This window comes from Bacillus sp. MT94, assembly GCF_058792475.1.
Map to the genome: position 1 here is coordinate 196153 of NZ_JBXAEZ010000002.1, position 18617 is coordinate 214769.

Annotated in this window: 16 protein-coding genes and 1 other annotated feature (1 of these 17 running past the window's edge); of the genes, 2 read left to right on the top strand and 14 right to left on the bottom strand. The window is 38.5% G+C overall.

Features of this window, described 5'->3' with window-relative positions:
* Positions 1-29: 29 nt before the first annotated feature.
* Positions 30-1415, top strand: a complete 1386-nt coding sequence (locus AC1Q51_RS06615) for a membrane protein (protein WP_000537906.1) — start codon at positions 30-32, stop codon at positions 1413-1415.
* Positions 1416-1582: 167 nt separating this feature from the next.
* Positions 1583-1837, top strand: a complete 255-nt coding sequence (locus AC1Q51_RS06620) for a YbeF family protein (RefSeq protein ID WP_001003933.1) — start codon at positions 1583-1585, stop codon at positions 1835-1837.
* A 107-nt stretch (positions 1838-1944) separates the two neighbouring features.
* Here AC1Q51_RS06620 and pyrE read toward each other — a convergent pair whose 3' ends face one another.
* From pyrE to ileS2, 14 genes are all read right to left on the bottom strand, one after another.
* Positions 1945-2577 (bottom strand): orotate phosphoribosyltransferase, encoded by a 633-nt coding sequence (gene pyrE, locus AC1Q51_RS06625; RefSeq protein ID WP_053563751.1) that lies wholly within the window; start codon positions 2575-2577, stop codon positions 1945-1947.
* Complete coding sequence (gene pyrF, locus AC1Q51_RS06630) at positions 2574-3290, bottom strand: orotidine-5'-phosphate decarboxylase (protein ID WP_000083496.1); 717 nt, start codon at positions 3288-3290, stop codon at positions 2574-2576. Before pyrF ends, pyrE begins: the two co-directional genes overlap by 4 nt.
* Positions 3275-4204 carry a dihydroorotate oxidase B catalytic subunit gene (gene pyrD, locus AC1Q51_RS06635; protein WP_001081057.1) on the bottom strand — a complete coding sequence of 310 codons (930 nt, stop codon included), beginning with the start codon at positions 4202-4204 and terminating at the stop codon, positions 3275-3277. The genes pyrF and pyrD overlap by 16 nt, the downstream gene beginning before the upstream one ends.
* Positions 4201-4980, bottom strand: coding sequence for a dihydroorotate oxidase B electron transfer subunit (pyrK, locus tag AC1Q51_RS06640; protein ID WP_000983359.1), 780 nt, complete (start codon positions 4978-4980; stop codon positions 4201-4203). The genes pyrD and pyrK overlap by 4 nt, the downstream gene beginning before the upstream one ends.
* Positions 4977-8195 carry a carbamoyl-phosphate synthase large subunit gene (gene carB / locus AC1Q51_RS06645; RefSeq protein WP_001126128.1) on the bottom strand — a complete coding sequence of 1073 codons (3219 nt, stop codon included), beginning with the start codon at positions 8193-8195 and terminating at the stop codon, positions 4977-4979. Before carB ends, pyrK begins: the two co-directional genes overlap by 4 nt.
* Positions 8180-9277, bottom strand: coding sequence for a carbamoyl phosphate synthase small subunit (locus tag AC1Q51_RS06650; RefSeq protein WP_000828670.1), 1098 nt, complete (start codon positions 9275-9277; stop codon positions 8180-8182). Before AC1Q51_RS06650 ends, carB begins: the two co-directional genes overlap by 16 nt.
* Complete coding sequence (gene pyrC, locus AC1Q51_RS06655) at positions 9274-10560, bottom strand: dihydroorotase (RefSeq protein WP_001108371.1); 1287 nt, start codon at positions 10558-10560, stop codon at positions 9274-9276. The genes AC1Q51_RS06650 and pyrC overlap by 4 nt, the downstream gene beginning before the upstream one ends.
* A complete protein-coding gene (pyrB, locus tag AC1Q51_RS06660) occupies positions 10544-11458 on the bottom strand; it encodes an aspartate carbamoyltransferase (RefSeq protein ID WP_000018860.1) in 915 nt (304 codons plus the stop codon). The genes pyrC and pyrB overlap by 17 nt, the downstream gene beginning before the upstream one ends.
* Before the next feature lie 148 nt (positions 11459-11606).
* Positions 11607-12899 (bottom strand): uracil permease, encoded by a 1293-nt coding sequence (gene uraA, locus AC1Q51_RS06665; RefSeq protein ID WP_000435927.1) that lies wholly within the window; start codon positions 12897-12899, stop codon positions 11607-11609.
* Between the two features lie 146 nt (positions 12900-13045).
* The gene (gene pyrR, locus AC1Q51_RS06670) at positions 13046-13588 is read right to left on the bottom strand and encodes a bifunctional pyrimidine operon transcriptional regulator/uracil phosphoribosyltransferase (RefSeq protein WP_001156491.1); all 543 of its coding nucleotides are present in this window, start codon (positions 13586-13588) and stop codon (positions 13046-13048) included.
* 204 nt (positions 13589-13792) lie between these two features.
* Positions 13793-14701, bottom strand: a complete 909-nt coding sequence (locus AC1Q51_RS06675) for an RluA family pseudouridine synthase (RefSeq protein ID WP_000005832.1) — start codon at positions 14699-14701, stop codon at positions 13793-13795.
* Between the two features lie 4 nt (positions 14702-14705).
* The gene (lspA, locus tag AC1Q51_RS06680) at positions 14706-15164 is read right to left on the bottom strand and encodes a lipoprotein signal peptidase LspA (protein WP_000642180.1); all 459 of its coding nucleotides are present in this window, start codon (positions 15162-15164) and stop codon (positions 14706-14708) included.
* Between the two features lie 124 nt (positions 15165-15288).
* Entirely contained in the window at positions 15289-15618 is a 330-nt protein-coding gene (locus tag AC1Q51_RS06685; protein ID WP_001002956.1) for a TraR/DksA C4-type zinc finger protein, read from the bottom strand.
* Positions 15619-15774: 156 nt separating this feature from the next.
* Positions 15775-18540 (bottom strand): isoleucine--tRNA ligase, encoded by a 2766-nt coding sequence (gene ileS2, locus AC1Q51_RS06690; protein WP_000455951.1) that lies wholly within the window; start codon positions 18538-18540, stop codon positions 15775-15777.
* A 71-nt stretch (positions 18541-18611) separates the two neighbouring features.
* Positions 18612-18617, bottom strand: a binding site (T-box leader); it runs 218 nt beyond the window's last position.

The following is an 18617-nucleotide window of genomic DNA, read 5'->3' on the forward strand; positions in this document are numbered from 1 at the left end:
CTACACGATTGCCTAAGGATGTGAATGTTATGGGAGTTGAATTAACGCTATTACACGCTCTCTATGTTATTTGTTTACTCACTATTATTACCTTTTTTATTCTCCGGAAAGATACTACAATTATTTGTATCGTTTTTATCTTTTTATTAGCATTAACTGCTACAAGTTCTATCCCTCTTGCCGTTAGCGGCATTTTTCAAAGTTTTATTTACGCCATTACTGAGCTATTACCAACTATATTAATCATTTCTATTATTGTATCCATGAGCAATTTACTCGTTCATACCGGTATAAATGATACAATGATTTCACCATTTACAAAGATGATCCGTACCCCTACCCTCGCCTACTGGATTATTGGCCTTTTGATGATGACAATTTCTTTCTTCTTTTGGCCTTCTCCCGCTGTCGCATTAATGGGAGCTATTTTATTACCGGTTGCTGTACGCGTAGGTCTCCCCCCAATTGGAGTAGCAATTGCTATGAACTTATTCGGTCATGGGATTGCTTTATCCGGCGACTTCGTTATACAAGGCGCACCAAAATTAACCGCAGACGCTGCTGGTCTCCCTGTTTCCAGCGTCGTATCTGCAAGTGTTCCACTCGTTATCGTTATGGGCGTTGTGACAACTTCCGTCGCTTTTTTCTTCTTACGAAAAGAGTTTCATACAGGCTTAGCTATACAAGAATCTATTCTATCAACTGAGTCTTCTAAAACGCTCACTTCATTATCTCCTCGCACAAAGAAATGGCTCGCTATTTGTATCCCTATCGTATATATCATTGATATCCTTTGCATGATTCAATTTCAACTACAAGGAAGCGACGCAACTGCACTTATCGGCGGAACGACTGTTATTATGATTATCATCATTTCCCTCATCGCCTACAAAGGAAATGGACTGAATAAAACGACCGATTATTTCATAGAAGGGCTCCAATTTGGCTTTAAAATTTTCGGACCAGTTATTCCTATCGCTGCACTCTTTTATTTAGGAGATAGTGGATTTGTAAAAATTATCGGGGACTATTTACCGAAAGGTTCACACGGAATCATTAACGACTTAGGCATCGCTTTATCTCAAACTGTTCCTTTAAATCAATATGTATCGGCAGGGACATTAACCATCGTTGGTGTCATTACCGGCTTAGATGGATCAGGTTTTTCAGGTATATCACTTGCTGGTTCCATTGCCAATCTTTTTGGAACAGCACTTGGCCATGGAACAGCTACATTAACAGCACTCGGGCAAATTGCAGCTATATGGACCGGGGGCGGGACGTTAATTCCTTGGGCACTTATTCCTGCTGCTGCGATTTGTAAAGTCGATCCATTTGAACTTGCACGCCGAAACTTTTTACCGGTTGTTATCGGTTTAATTGTCACCACGATCGTTGCGATGTTTATTCTATAACGTAAGCAAGTGTTCTCTTGCTTACGTTTTTTGCTTGTAAAATTCATCATGAATTATCAGTTTTCAAGAGGGATTCGTTATTACTTAGCGAAATTATATTAGGAGAGTAATTATTTCAAAACGTTTACGAGAAACAGATTACTGCAATTAGAAAAGGGGACATACCTATGAATGAATTGATTTTCGTCTTATTAATTTGTCCATTACTTATCTTTATCGTTTCTGTTATTGGAACGCGCAAGACGAAAACGTATTACGTAATGCCGATTGTAACGTTTGCTAGTTTTTTAATAATAGGTGTTATCGCCTTTACTCCAAAATTTTTCTTTTGGGTTGGCATGTACAGCATCTTCTCATTTATTGTTTCTTATATGACTTTATTGTTTGTAAGAGGATATGAGCTTGCAGAAAGCGCTAAGTAGTTAAGGAGATTGTAATATGATTTTCTTTGATATTGATGGAACTTTACTTGAAGTTTTAACAATAATATAAAAAACGACCGCGTTCCCCCGCGGTCGTTTTTTTCATGTTACGCTGTGATCCAAGCTTCGTTAGCTGGATTTTTACGCCACTCTTGTAATTTTTTCGTTTCAGCTTGTCCGATCATACCTTTTTCTGCTGCAACTTCAGTTAATGCACTGTAATCACTTAAAGAATATGATGCTACGTTAGCTGCTTCTAGCTTTTCTTTTCCTGCTTCTAGCTCGTATGTGAAGATTGATACGATTCCTAATACTTCACAGCCAGCTTCGCGAAGTGCTTCTACACATGTAATTGCACTTCCGCCAGTTGAAATTAAGTCTTCTACTACTACAACTTTTTGACCTTTTTCAGCTTTTCCTTCAATTTGATTCCCTTTACCGTGGCCTTTTGCTTTACTACGTACGTAGCACATTGGTAAATCCATACGATCGCTTACCCATGCAGCGTGCGCAATACCAGCAGTTGCTGTTCCTGCAATAACTTCTACAGTTGGGAAGTTCTCTTTAATTAACTCTTCTAATCCAGCTGCAATCGCTTGACGTACTTTTGGATAAGATAAAGTTAAACGGTTATCACAATAAATTGGTGATTTCATACCTGAAGACCATGTGAATGGATCATTCGGTTGTAAAAATACTGCTCCAATTTCTAATAAATGCGATGCGATTTCTTTTTTCATACTGTTACACCTTCCCACTGTTGTTTTACTGTTTTATACGCTTCAAGCGGATTTTCTGCTTTTGTAATACTACGTCCAACTACGATGTAGCTTGAGCCAAGTTCCCTCGCACGTTTCGGTGTTGCTACGCGCACCTGGTCATTTACATCATCGCTTGCAAGACGAATCCCCGGTGTTACTGTTACAAATTCATTCCCGCATACTTCACGTAATTTTGGAACTTCAAGCGTTGAGCAAACAACGCCATCAAGTCCACTTTCTTTCGTTAGTTTTGCATAATGAGCAACCGCTTCTTCTAACGTCTTCTCAATGCCAATCTCTTTTTTCATCATAGCTTCCGAAGTGCTTGTTAGTTGTGTAACTGCAATACAAATCGGTCTCTCTTTTCCTTCTTGCTTACCTTCCTCTAATCCCTCAATCGCAGCTTTCATCATGCTGCTTCCCCCAGCAGCATGAACATTTACCATATCAACATCTAGACTAGCTAGGCTACGCATAGCGCTTTTTACTGTATTCGGAATATCATGAAGTTTTAAATCTAGAAAAATCTTATGTCCTTTTTCTTTTAAGTACGTAATAATTGCAGGGCCTTCTTTGTAAAATAACTCCATACCAACTTTGACAAATAACTCTTCCCCTTCAAAGTGGCGCAAGAATTGTTCTACATCTTGTTTCCCTGGAAAATCTAGTGCAACGATTAACGACTGTGACATGTTTGCTTCCAGCTCCTTCCTTGACATTCCGAAATGTGATCAAATCCTAATTCATCTAGTAATGCTGGTAACTCTTCAATAATTGTCGGACATACGAACGGATCGATAAAGTTCGCTGTACCTACTGCAACTGCGCTTGCGCCAGCGTAGAAGAATTCAATTACATCTTCCGCTGTTTCAATACCACCCATTCCGATAATTGGAATGTTAACCGCTTGGCTTACTTCATGTACCATACGAATTGCTACTGGCTTAATCGCAGGACCTGATAATCCGCCTGTACGGTTTGCTAAAATTGGTTTAGCTGTTTTTAAATCTAAACGCATACCAAGCAATGTATTAATCATCGTTAAACCATCTGCACCTGCATTTTCAATCGCTTTTGCAATTTCCACTATGTTTGCCACGTTTGGTGACAACTTCACGTATACAGGTACTTCAGAAACCTCTTTTACTCGCTTCGTTAAATCAGCAGCAATTTCAGGATTTGTACCAAAGGCGATACCACCTGTTTTTACGTTCGGACAAGAAATATTTAATTCTAGTGCATGGACATTAGGCGCTTTAGAAATTTCCTTTGCAACCGCTACATAATCCTCAGCTTGTGAGCCTGCAACGTTAGCAATGATTGGAAGGTCAAATTGTTCTAACCATGGTAATTCAGAATTCATTACTTTTTCTAACCCTGGGTTTTGAAGTCCGATCGCATTTAACATGCCGCCCGGTGTTTCAGCAACACGAGGTGTTGGATTTCCATAGCGTGGTTGTTCTGTCGTCGCTTTAATCATGATTGATCCTAGTACACTTAAATCGTAAAACTGTGCATATTCACGACCAAATCCAAAGCATCCAGATGCCGGTATAATTGGATTTTTTAATGATAATCCTGGTAATTCAACTTGCAATCTGTTCATAGTACAACCTCCCCGATTGGAAATACTGGTCCGTCGCTACACACCTTCTTGTAAGAATGTCCACTTGGATCTTCTTGTAAGTGGCATACACATGCGAAACAAGCTCCAATACCGCAGCCCATACGTTCTTCTAATGAAATATAGGCTTTTTTCTCTTTGTAACGTCCTTCTAATGCACGAAGCATCGCTAACGGACCACATGAATAAAGAATATCAAAGTCAATTCCGTAATTATCAATTACATCTGTGACAAATCCTTTTGTACCGTGTGTACCATCTACTGTCGCAACGTACGTATCACCAAGTTCTGCAAATTTTTCTTCATAGAAAACTACATCTTTCGTTTGAAAACCTAAGATGTGAATTACACGTACACCTTTTGCAACGAGGCGCTGTGATAGTTCATAAAGTGGTGGTACACCAATCCCCCCGCCTACTAGTAAAGCTGTTTGACCAGCTTCTGCTTCTTCTACAGGAAAACCGTGTCCTAGTGGTCCTAGTACGTCTACCATTTCACCTTGTTTTCTAGTTGCTAATGTTTTTGTCCCTTGTCCTTCCGCACGATATAGCATTGTAAATTCGTTCTTCTCTTGATCTACATTACAAATACTAATCGGGCGGCGCAGAAGGGGCGCAATGCCCTCTGCTACCTTAATGTGTACAAACTGCCCTGGTTCGTTCATTTGCTGTACTAAAGTTCCTTGAAGCACTAACTCGTAAATGTTTTTTGCGATTTCTTTTTGATTAACGACGATCATATTTTGCTTTTGCATCATGCATGTACCACCTCGTGACGCTTTGTTTGCGTAATTTCTTTCATTGAATGAGCTGAGAATGTCATAGATTCTAATACTCGTAAGATTGCTCTTGTTGTATCAAGTGATGTTAAGCAAGCCACGCCATTTTCTACTGATTCACGGCGAATGCGGAAACCATCACGCGCTGGTTGTTTACCTTTTGTTAATGTGTTAATTACAAACTGTGCTTTTCCTTGACGGATAATATCTAGTAAGTTGTAGTCTTCAGAATCAATTTTGTTTACAACTTGTACTGGGATATTTTGCTCTTCTAATGATTGTGCTGTTCCAGCTGTTGCTAATAAGTTATAGCCGATTTCGTGGAAACGTTTTGCAATTTCCATCGCCTCTTCTTTATCTTTATCCGCTACAGTAATGATTACTGATCCGTGCGTTGGGATGTTAATTCCTGAAGCAACTAATCCTTTATATAATGCTTTTTCAAGCGTTAAGTCTTTACCCATTACTTCCCCTGTTGATTTCATTTCAGGTCCTAATGTTGTATCAACTGAACGTAGTTTCGCGAATGAGAATACCGGAGCTTTTACATATACTTCTTTCTCTTCTGGGTGATAGCCCGTTCCGTATCCTTGCTCTACTAGGTCTTGCCCTAAAATAACTTTCGTTGCAACATTCGCCATCGGTACGCCTGTAATTTTACTTAAGAACGGTACTGTACGGCTTGCACGTGGGTTTACTTCAATTACGTACACTTGATCTTTGAATACTACAAACTGGATATTTAGTAATCCAACAATGTTTAATCCTTTTCCAAGTGCAATTGTATGTTCAATGATTTGTTCTTTTAGTTTTTCAGATAAACTTTGTGGTGGATATACTCCAATTGAGTCACCAGAGTGAACTCCAGCGCGTTCAATATGTTCCATAATACCTGGAATGAATACATTCTCACCATCTGAAATTGCATCTACTTCAATTTCTTTACCAACCATGTAACGGTCGATTAATACTGGGTGATCTGCATGAACTTTAACTGCATTTTTCATGTAGTGCAGCAGTTCTTCTTGACGATATACGATTTCCATCGCACGTCCACCTAGTACGTAAGATGGTCTTACTAATACTGGATAACCAATTTCTTCTGCGATTGCTACCGCTTGTTCTACAGTCGTTGCTGTTTTACCAACTGGTTGCGGGATACCAAGTTTTGTTAAAGCAGCTTCAAATTTATCACGATCTTCTGCACGGTCTAAGTCTTCAAGTGATGTTCCTAAGATTTTCACACCGTGAGCCTCTAATTTCGCCGCTAAGTTAATTGCCGTTTGTCCACCGAACTGAACAATAACGCCTTCTGGTTTTTCTAAATCAATGATGTGCATTACATCTTCGATTGTTAATGGTTCAAAGTATAATTTGTCAGAAATACTGAAGTCTGTTGAAACTGTTTCTGGATTGTTATTAACAATGATTGCCTCATATCCAGCTTCTTTAATTGCCCATACAGAGTGAACTGTTGCATAGTCAAACTCAACCCCTTGACCGATACGGATTGGACCAGACCCTAGTACAACAACACTCTTACGATCTGTTATCACCGATTCATTCTCATCACCATATGTGCTGTAGTAGTATGGTGTTGCAGATTCAAACTCTGCCGCACAAGTATCTACCATTTTATAAACAGGAGTTATATTGCTTTCTTTACGCATATCGTAAATTTCACGCTCCGTTTTGTTCCAAGCAGCTGCAATGTAGTGATCACTGAAGCCCATTTCTTTCGCAGCTTGTAGTACTTCCATATTTCCTACATTCGCTTTTACTTCGCGTTCCATATTTACGATGTTTTCAATTTTTTGTAAGAAGAAGAAGTCCATTTCACACCATTCGTTGATTTCTTCTTTCGTTACACCTTGACGAATTGCTTCTGCTACAATAAACAGTCGCTCATCGTCTGCTTTAATAATGCGTTTTTTCATTGTTTCTTTATCAAGTTCTTTTAAGTGGTCTAATTCTAAGTGATAAATGCCAAGCTCTAAAGAACGAACCGCTTTTAATAATGATTGCTCTAAGTTACGTCCGATTGACATAACTTCACCAGTTGCCTTCATTTGTGTACCAAGTGTTCTGTTTGCTGATTCAAACTTATCAAATGGCCAGCGTGGAATTTTTGAAACAACATAGTCTAATGCTGGCTCGAAGCAAGCGTAAGTTTTTTGTGTTACTGGGTTTATGATTTCATCTAATGTTAAGCCGACTGCAATTTTCGCTGCTAATTTTGCAATTGGATATCCAGTCGCTTTAGATGCTAGTGCAGATGAACGACTTACACGTGGGTTTACTTCGATTACATAGTATTGGAAGCTATGTGGATCTAGTGCAAGCTGAACGTTACATCCACCTTCAATTCCTAATGCACGAATAATTCGTAATGAAGTGTTTCGTAACATTTGATATTCACGGTCGCTTAATGTTTGGCTTGGTGCTACTACGATAGAATCACCTGTGTGAACCCCAACTGGATCGATGTTTTCCATGTTACATACTACAATCGCGTTATCATTCGAATCACGCATTACTTCATATTCAATTTCCTTACAACCAGCAATGCTCTTTTCTAATAAACATTGTGTTACTGGACTATGTTTTAATCCACCGGATACGATTTCAATTAGTTCTTCTTCATTACTACAAATTCCGCCACCTGTTCCTCCCATTGTAAATGCTGGGCGAACAATAACTGGATAACCAATTTCTTTTACAAATTCATGTGCTTCTTCCAGCGTATGAATGATCGTACTAGATGGAATTGGTTCATTTAAATCCTGCATTAATGTACGGAATAAATCGCGATCCTCCGCTTGCTCGATAGCTGATAATTTCGTTCCTAAAATTTCAACTCCGCATTCTTCAAGTATGCCTGATTTCGCAAGTTCAACAGCCATATTTAACCCTGTTTGACCACCTAATGTTGGTAAGATTGCATCTGGACGTTCTTTACGAATAATACGGCTTACGAATTCTAATGTTAATGGTTCGATATATACTTTATCTGCTGTTGCAGTATCTGTCATAATTGTTGCTGGGTTAGAGTTAACAAGGATTACTTTGTAACCTTCTTCTCTTAGAGATTGACAAGCTTGTGTACCAGAGTAGTCAAACTCCGCTGCTTGCCCAATTACAATTGGTCCTGATCCGATTACTAAAATTGTGTTAATGTCTAGGCGTTTTGGCATAACTCTTCCCCTTCTTTCTTGAAGTTTTCAATCATTGCTAAGAAATCTTCGAATAAATCATTTGCATCTTCAGGTCCTGCTGAAGCTTCTGGATGGTATTGTACTGTAAATGCTGGGAACTTCTTATGACGAAGACCTTCTACTGTTCCATCATTTAAAGCAACATGTGTAATTTCAAGCTCTGTATTTTCAACTGATTCTTCTTCTACTGCGTAACCATGGTTTTGAGATGTAATTGCTACTTTTCCAGTTGCAAGATTTTTTACTGGGTGGTTTAAACCACGGTGACCGAATTTCAACTTACTTGTATTTGCACCAGATGCTAGAGCGAACAATTGATGTCCTAGGCAAATTCCGAATAAAGGAACTTTACCGATAATGTCTTTTAACATTTCAATTGCTTCTGGTACATCTTTTGGATCCCCAGGTCCGTTACTTAACATAATTCCATCTGGGCTAAGGCGTAAAATTTCTTCTGCTGTTGTGTTGTAAGGAACTACAATTACATCACAGTCACGCTTATTTAATTCTCGTAAAATACCATGTTTCATTCCGAAGTCTACAAGTACAACTCGGTGTCCGCGTCCTGGACTTGGGTATGGATCTTTCGTCGATACGCGTTTCACGTGATCTGTAAATACTGTCGCTTTTAATTGGCTCACGATGTATTCTACATCTGCATCCATGTTACAAAGGCGTCCGCGTAATGTACCGTATTGACGAATTTTTCTCGTTAATTTTCTCGTATCAATTCCTGCTAATCCCGGGATGTTTCTTTCTTTTAAGTAATCATTTAACGAAATTTCATTACGGAAGTTTGATGGATGATCACAAATTTCGTTTACGATTAAACCATTTACAGATGGGTGAATCGATTCGAAATCGTCACGGTTAATGCCGTAGTTTCCGATTAATGGGTACGTGAATGTTACGATTTGACCGCAATATGATGGATCAGATAATGTTTCTTGATATCCAGTCATTCCTGTTGTAAATACAACCTCACCTGACTTTTCGATTTCTCCTCCGAAACCTTTTCCAATTAATACTGTTCCATCTTCTAAGATAAGTTGTCTTTTCATACTAATGCACTCTCCTTTTGCCATGCGATCTTACCACCAACGATTGTCATTACCGGCCATCCTTGGCATTTCCAACCTGCGAATGGTGTATTTTTTCCTTTTGATAAGAATGTTGTTGGATCAATCTCTTCTTCTTGTTCTAAATCAATGATTGTAATATCAGCTGTTCTACCTTCTTTCAGGCGACCTGCTTCTAAGCCAAATGTATCAGCTGGCTTTTCTGTTAAATATTGAATTAACTGTTCTAGCGTAATGACTCCTTTTTTCACAAGGTTTGTGTATAGAAGCGGGAATGCTGTTTCAAAACCAGTAATTCCGAATGGTGCTCTTTCAATTCCTTGTGCTTTCTCTTCCGCTGTATGCGGTGCATGGTCAGTTGCGATCATATCGATCGTTCCATCTAATAAACCTTCAATTAATGCTGCATGGTCTTCTTTTCCACGAAGCGGTGGGTTCATTTTAAAATTAGGATCAGCTGATGGGATATCATCTTCACATAACACTAGGTGATGTGGTGTTACTTCTGCTGTTACTTTAATTCCAGCGCGTTTCGCATCACGGATTACACGTACTGAACCTTTCGTACTTACGTGACATACGTGATAGTGACAATCTGCTGCTTCCGCAAGCAATATATCCCTTGCAATATGTACAGATTCACATACTGATGGGATACCGTTTAATCCGTGTTTCTCAGAAAACTTCCCTTCATGTACACAACCTTTATTAATAAGCGTATTCTCTTCACAGTGCGCAACTACTGCCATATCTAATTTTGCTGCACGTTTCATAGCCGCTAACATCATGCTCGCATCTTGTACGCCTACGCCGTCATCTGTGAAAGCAAATGCTCCAAGTTCTTTTAATGTTTCGAAATCTGTCATTTCAGAACCAGCTTGACGTACTGTAATTGCTCCGTATGGTAGTACGTTGACATGTGCTTTTTCTTTAATACGATTTTGCAAGTCTTCCATATGTTCTCTGCAATCTGGTACCGGACGTGTATTTGGCATTGCACAAATTGTAGTGAATCCACCTTTTGCCGCTGCTAGTGTACCTGTTTCAATTGTTTCTTTATGTTCACCACCTGGTTCACGAAGATGTACGTGTACATCTACTAATCCAGGTGCGATTAACTTTCCGTTCACATCGATTACTTCAGCATTATCTGCCGTAATATTTTCTGCTACCTTAGCGATTTTACCGTCTTGTACGAGAAGATCTGTTGCTACAATTTTTCCTTCTTCATTCATATAACGACCATTTTTAAACAAGTAATTCATGTTTCATTCCTCCTAATACATTTGGTAAGGCGCGTTTTAGTACAGCCATTCTTACGTAAACTCCATTTTCCATTTGTTTAAATATGCGTGAACGCTCACACTCAACAAGTTCACTTGCAATTTCAACATCACGGTTTACGGGAGCTGGATGCATAATAATGCTTCCTTCTTTCATACGCTTTTCTCTTTCTACTGTTAATCCGTGTTTCTCATGATATTCTTTCATAATGTCTGTTTCATAATGATCATGACGCTCATGTTGTACACGGAGTAACATCATTACATCCACTTCTGGAACAAGTTCATCTAATGGTTTGTATGTTCCAAATGTGTTGTCTTCACCTTTCCACTCTTCTGGACTTGCAAAGTAAATTGTTGCACCAAGCTTCGTTAATGCTTCTGCATTAGAACGTGCTACTCGGCTATGACGAACATCTCCTACTATTGCAATCTTCAAACCTTCAAATCTTCCAAACTCTTGTTTAATTGTAAGAAGGTCGAGTAGGCACTGCGTTGGGTGGTTTCCACATCCATCTCCAGCGTTTAAGATCGGGATATTCACCTGATCTTTTAGTTCATCGAAGTAGCGATCTTGCTCATGGCGGATGACCACTGCTTTTGTTCCGATTGATTCTAGTGTTCTTATCGTATCGTATAAAGTTTCTCCTTTTTGTACGCTAGATGCATCAGCTGAAAAGTTTAAAACATCTAGTCCTAATCTCTTCTCAGCAACTTCAAAGCTAAATCTCGTTCTCGTACTATTCTCAAAGAACAAGTTTGCAACAAAAGTTTGCTCTGTCGTTTTGCTCTCTTTTCCATTCGCAAAATCTTCTGCGTCTTTTAGGATTTCTGAAATTTCTACTTCCGATAATTCACTCATCGTTAACAAATGGCTCATCGTCATCCCTCATCTTTCTGATTTTTATGTTACCACTTTTGTATTTTTATAACAACCTTTGCATAAAAATACCCTAGTCATGTAAGACTAGGGTGCAAGGAAGAAGCCACCCTTTTCCGTCTCACAGGACTGAATTAAAAGGTTATTTTTATGAAGCAATCTGCTTAGATTGTTTTGTATGTTTTTCTTGTTTTGATTCTGGTAGTAGTAGATTTAACAGTACACCTACAATTGCTGCAAGCGCCATTCCTTCGACTTGGAATGAATCCCCTACGTGAAGTACCGCTCCACCAATACCGATTACTAGTATTACTGATGCAATCATTAAGTTTCGTTTGTCACTTAAATCTGTTTTATCATCTACCATCATGCGTAATCCGCTTGATGCGATTACACCGAATAGTAAGATTGATACCCCGCCCATAACTGGTGTTGGGATCGAATGAATCAGTGCAGAAATCTTACCGATAAATCCGAACATGATTGCGAATACTGCTGAACCGATGAATAAGTATACACTGTATGCTCTCGTAATTGCTAGCACACCGATGTTTTCACCATACGTTGTATTCGGTGGCCCACCGATTAGTGATGCAATTAATGTTGCTACTCCGTCACCGAAGATCGAACGGTGTAAACCTGGTTTTTCAATTAAATCTCTTTTAATAACATTTCCAAGTACAATTTGATGTCCGATATGTTCTGATATCGTTACTAGTGCAACTGGTACCATCAAGAGTACAATCTTCCATGAAAACTCTGGTGTGTATGTTACAAATGGTACTGTGAAATCTGGTACAACAAACCATTTTGCCTCAGCTACCGGCTTTAAGTCTACTAGCCCTTGGAAGTAAGCGAAGATATATCCGCCGATAATGCCAAGTAACACTGGTATGATACTGAAAAATCCTCTTCCGAATATCGAGCAAATGATTGTAATTGCTAATGTTACTAATGCTACTGAAAAATGTGTAAAGCTGTATTTGCCATCCGCACCGTTCATCGCCATGTTAACTGCTGTATGTGCTAAAGCTAGACCGATTACCATTACTACTGGACCAACTACGATTGGTGGTAGTAGTTTCATAATCCACTCTGATCCTGATTTCTTAATTCCGAGTGAGATTAAGATGTACACAAGCCCTGCTAGCAAACCACCAAGCATTGCTGCTCCCGGCCCACCTGCCGTTTTCGCTGTTATAATCGGTGCGATAAAGGCGAATGATGATCCTAAATATGCTGGTACTTGACCTTTCGTTATAAGAAGAAACGCTAGCGTTCCTAATCCACTTGATATTAATGCTACTGATGGATTCAATCCTGTTAAAAACGGAACAAGCACTGTTGATCCAAACATCGCGAACAAATGTTGTATACTTAAAAATAACCATTTTCCCGGTTTCGGTACTTCATTAACGTCTAACACTGGCTTTTGTTCCATTGTTACATCCTCCTTCAGTTTAAATCTTTGCAATAAAAAAACTCTTTGTGCCTGTGCACAAAGAGTCCTATACTTTCGTATGCCAAATTTGACATATGAAAGCCAAGACCCTTTGGCAGCCTCACAGGACTACATTTAAAAGGGCTTTACTTATCGTATATGCTTACTCGATCTTGTTGATCTGTCTCTTGCAAATCAACTTCGATACGCTCTTCACTTGATGTTGGAATGTTCTTTCCTACATAATCAGCGCGAATTGGTAATTCACGATGACCTCTATCAACAAGAACCGCCAATTGAATTTGAGATGGTCTACCTAAATCCATAAGAGCATCCATTGCTGCTCGAACTGTTCTTCCTGTATATAATACGTCATCAACGAGGATAACTTTTTTCTTCGTAATATCTACAGGGATATCAGAACCTTTTACAAGTGGTTCTTTATTTTTGGATTGTAGTGTTAAATCATCACGATATAACGTAATGTCTAACTCTCCAACTTCCATTTCTTTTCCTTCAATTTGACCAATTCGTTCTGCCAAACGTTGTGCAATAAAAATTCCACGAGTTTTAATTCCGACAAGAACACAATTATCGACACCTTTATTTCGTTCCACGATTTCATGACTAATTCGTGTTAAAGCGCGGCGAATCATTTGGTCATCTAAAACGACAGCTTTCTCTTGCATGCTCTACACCTCCAAGCTTTTTTTCTTGCGTGAGAGTAATGGTATAAAAAAAGTCCTCTCAGCGTGTGCGAGAGGACTTTTGAAAAAAGGGTACAACATACCCTAAGTATTTCAAACCGTTACCTTCTCAACCTCACGGGGCTGTGTTAAAGGATCATTATTTAACTGTTGTCAGTATCTCAGTTTTCTTATGATTTGTCAATACTATTTTCGTAAAATATTTAATGCGTCTTCAAACACTTCTGGAATCGGTGCCTCAAACTGAATATATTCACCAGTACGAGGATGATCAAAGCCTAAAATACCCGCATGAAGTGCTTGTCCATTCATATCTAACGTTTTCTTCGGACCATACTTCGGATCTCCTGCAAGTGGATAGCCAATATATTTCATATGAACACGAATTTGGTGCGTACGTCCCGTTTCTAAGCGACATTCTACAAGTGTAAAGTCTTTAAAACGTTCTAACACTTGGAAGTGTGTAACAGCGTTCTTACCATTTTCATCAACTGTCATACTTTGACGCTCTTTCTTATCACGACCAATTGGTGCATCGATAGTTCCCTTATCATGCGGAATCACACCGTGTACAATCGCTTTGTAACGTCTCGTTACTGTTTTGGCTACAAGCTGATTTACAAGCGATTCATGTGCCATATCATTTTTAGCAACCATTAATAGTCCAGATGTATCTTTATCAATACGATGCACGATACCTGGACGCATTACACCGTTAATGCCTGATAAGTCTGTACAATGGTGCATAAGGCCGTTTACAAGTGTACCACTTGTATGCCCTGGTGCTGGATGTACAACCATGCCACGTGGCTTATTTACAACAAGCACATCTGCATCTTCATAATAAATTTCTAAATTTAAATCCTCTGGTTGAATATCTAGCGCTTCTGGCTCAGGAATCGTTACTGTAATTTCATCTTCTTCTTTTACTTTATAATTCACTTTTACTGCTTTCCCGTTCACTGTCACAACATCATCTTTAATCCATTGCTGTACTTGTGAACGTGACCATTCGTTATTTATCCCTGTAACGAATTTATCAATTCGCTCGTTTTTTTGCTCTGCTGCAACTGTTACTTGTACTACTTCACTCATTCAATTACTCCTTCGCTTTCTTGCCTTCTAATAATGTTTGAATAATAATTAATACAACACCAATACATAATGCTGAATCAGCTATATTGAATACTGGATAGTTGTACGAGAAAATATACACGTGAATGAAATCCACTACTTCTTGTCTAAATACACGATCAATAAAGTTACCAATTGCCCCGCCCAAAATTAGACCTAACGAAATACCTAGAAGCTTGTCTGTTTTCGCATACTTTTTCATATAAAATACGATAAACACTACAAAAACAACTGTAATAATGTAGAAGAACCACATTTTATTTTCTAAAATACCCCAAGCAGCGCCTCTATTTCGATGTGATGTTATGTATAATACATTGTCGATAATCGGAATACTCGTACCCAATTCCATGTTCTTTACAATTAACCACTTCGATATTTGATCGATAGCAATGACAAATAACGCTATTACATAATATATCATTTTCATTTCCCCCACAAAGACAGTGTACCTCAAAATTTTAGCATAGCTGCTACCTTTTCACAATGAACCTTTATAGAAGAATAAAATAAATTAAAAAAAGGTAATATAATATCGTTGTGCGTATTCATACATTTACCTTTTCATAGAAGAATTCATGAATCGTACGAGCAGTCGGCATTGTCTTCATTTGCTTTGTCGAAATTAATCTCCCCGTCTCTTCACAAATACCGTACATGTCTATTTCCATTTTAAATAATGCGCGTTCTACATCCTTTAAATCCTCTTTTATATCATGTAATAGCAATTTTTTCTTTATCTCTTCCTTAATTTCATATCCAAGCTCTTGGCTGAACTCGACATCATATTTGTGCATTACTTCTTTAGCTAGTCTCTCTTGCAACTCTTTTCTCATCAATTGCAATTCTTCTTTTATTTCCATGTAAATTTCATTCACGTGTACATTCCTCCTAGCTGTAATGTACAGTTAGTGTGTCCGAAATTTATTTGCTTACCTCACACACATTTTTCCTTCACAGGAAAGAGTCTGAAAAGTTTTTTTGATATGCCATCAACAAAAAAACTGACTGCATGAATAGCAGTCAGTTTTTTATTATTTTACATAGTTTTCTTTAACAACTGTTGCACAACGCTCACATAATGTTTCATGTTCAGCATCTTTACCAATTGTTTCTGAAACTACCCAACAACGTTCACATGTTTCACCAGTTGCTTGAGCAACAACAACCGCTGTATGTTCATACTTCGGTGCATCTGCTGGCGCTTCATCCATCATACCACCAAGTTTATACTCAGAAACGATGAATAATTGCTTTAAGTCTTCGCTAATAGACTCTAACATAGCTTTCATTTCTGCAGTTGGATATAGCGTAATGCTTGCATTTAATGACTTACCGATTACTTTTTCATTACGAGCTACTTCTAGTGCTTTTAACACGTCATCACGTAATGTCATAAATGCATCCCATTTTGTTTTTAACGCTTCCGCGTCATCTAATTGTACAGCTTCTGGCATATCAGTTAATTGTACACTTTCTTCTGTTACGCCTGGAATGTATGGCCATACTTCATCAGCTGTATGCGGTAAGATTGGTGTTACAAGTTTTGTTAACGCAACAAGAACATCATATAATACAGTTTGAATTGCACGACGATCTTCGTGATTTGCACCTTCAATGTATAAAATGTCTTTTGCAAAGTCTAAGTAGAATGAACTTAAATCAATTGTACAGAAGTTATGAATTGCATGATACACAGCAGCGAAGTCGTATGTCTCATATGCTTCTTTAACTTTTGTAATTAAGTCATTTAATTTCACTAACATGTAACGATCTACTTCACGAAGTTCAGCTACAGCTACTGCATTTTCACTTGGCTTAAAGTCGTCTAAGTTTCCTAATAAGAAACGGAATGTGTTACGGATTTTACGATACACTTCTGCTACTTGTTTTAAAATATCATCTGAAATACGTACGTCAGATTGATAGTCAACAGAAGATACCCATAAGCGTAAAATGTCTCCGCCTAATTGATCCATAATTTTCTTCGGTACGACGATGTTTCCAATCGACTTACTCATTTTACGTCCTTCACCATCTAGTACGAAACCGTGACTTAATACGCCTTTATATGGAGCTTTACCTGTTACAGCAACTGCTGTTGATAATGAAGAGTTAAACCAACCACGATACTGGTCAGATCCTTCTAAATATAAATCAGCTGGACGCTGTAAATCTTCGCGCTCTTCTAATACCGCTTGGTGAGAAGAACCTGAATCGAACCATACATCCATGATGTCTGTTTCTTTACGGAATTCGCCATTTGGGCTACCCGGATGTGTAAATCCTTCTGGTAATAGATCTTTCGCTTCACGCTCGAACCATACGTTAGAACCGTGTTCACGGAATAAATCTGCTACATGGTTAATTGTTTCATCCGTAATAATTGGATCACCATTCTCAGCATAGAATACCGGAATTGGCACACCCCATGCACGCTGACGAGAAATACACCAGTCACCACGGTCACGAACCATATTATGAAGACGAGTTTCTCCCCATGCTGGTACCCATTTCGTTTCCGCTACAGCTTCTATTAATTCTTTACGGAATGCTTCAATAGATGCAAACCACTGTGCTGTCGCACGGAAAATAATTGGTTTTTTCGTTCTCCAATCATGTGGGTATGAATGTGTAATGAATGTTAGTTTCAGTAACGCGCCTACTTCTTCTAATTTTTCTGTAATTGGCTTGTTAGCTTTATCATAGAATAAGCCTTCAAATCCAGGTGCTTCATTTGTTAATACACCTTTATCATCGACTGGGCAAAGTACTTCTAATCCATACTTTTTACCAACAACGAAGTCATCTTCCCCGTGTCCTGGTGCTGTATGAACACAACCTGTACCTGCATCTGTTGTTACGTGATCTCCTAGCATAACTAATGAATCACGATCGTAGAATGGATGTTTTGCAACTGTGTACTCAAGTTCGCTACCTTTTACTGTTTTCACAACTTCAGCATTTTCCCACTCTAACGTTTTTGCAACTGTCTCAAACAGCTCAGAAGCAATGATATATTTCTCATCATTTACTTTTACAATACTATATTCAAGCTCTGGGTGAACAGAAATACCTAAGTTTGCAGGTAATGTCCAAGGTGTTGTTGTCCAAATGATGTACTTTTCATCACCTTCTAATACATTCTTTCCATCTTTTACAGGGAATGCTACGTAAATAGATGCTGATTTTTTATCTTGATATTCAATTTCAGCTTCTGCTAAAGCAGATTCACTCGTTGGAGACCAGTAAACTGGTTTTTGACCTTTATAGATATAACCTTTTTTCGCCATGTCACCAAACACTTTAATTTGTTGTGCTTCATAAGCTGGCTCTAAAGTAATATATGGATTATCCCAATCTGCACGTACACCTAAACGCTTAAATTGTTCACGTTGACGTTCTACTTGTTCATATGCATACTCTGCACATAACTTACGGAACTCAGCAACTGTCATTTCTTTACGCTTTACGCCTTTATTTGTTAAAGCTTGTTCAATTGGTAAACCGTGCGTATCCCATCCTGGAACATATGGCGCACTAAAACCAGTCATTGATTTATAACGAACAATAAAGTCTTTTAATACTTTATTTAATGCATGTCCCATATGAATGTCACCATTCGCATATGGAGGTCCATCATGCAATACAAATAAAGGACGACCTTTTGTATGTTCTTGTACTTTTTCGTAAATATTCATTTCAGCCCATTTTTCTTGCATTGCAGGCTCACGTTTTGGTAAGTTCCCACGCATTGGGAACTCTGTTTTCGGCATCAGTAATGTATTTTTGTACTCCATGCTCAATTCCTCCTTACATGTATAAAAGAAATACTTAAAAAACGGAATAAAAAAGAGACTTTCTCATCCCAAAAAGG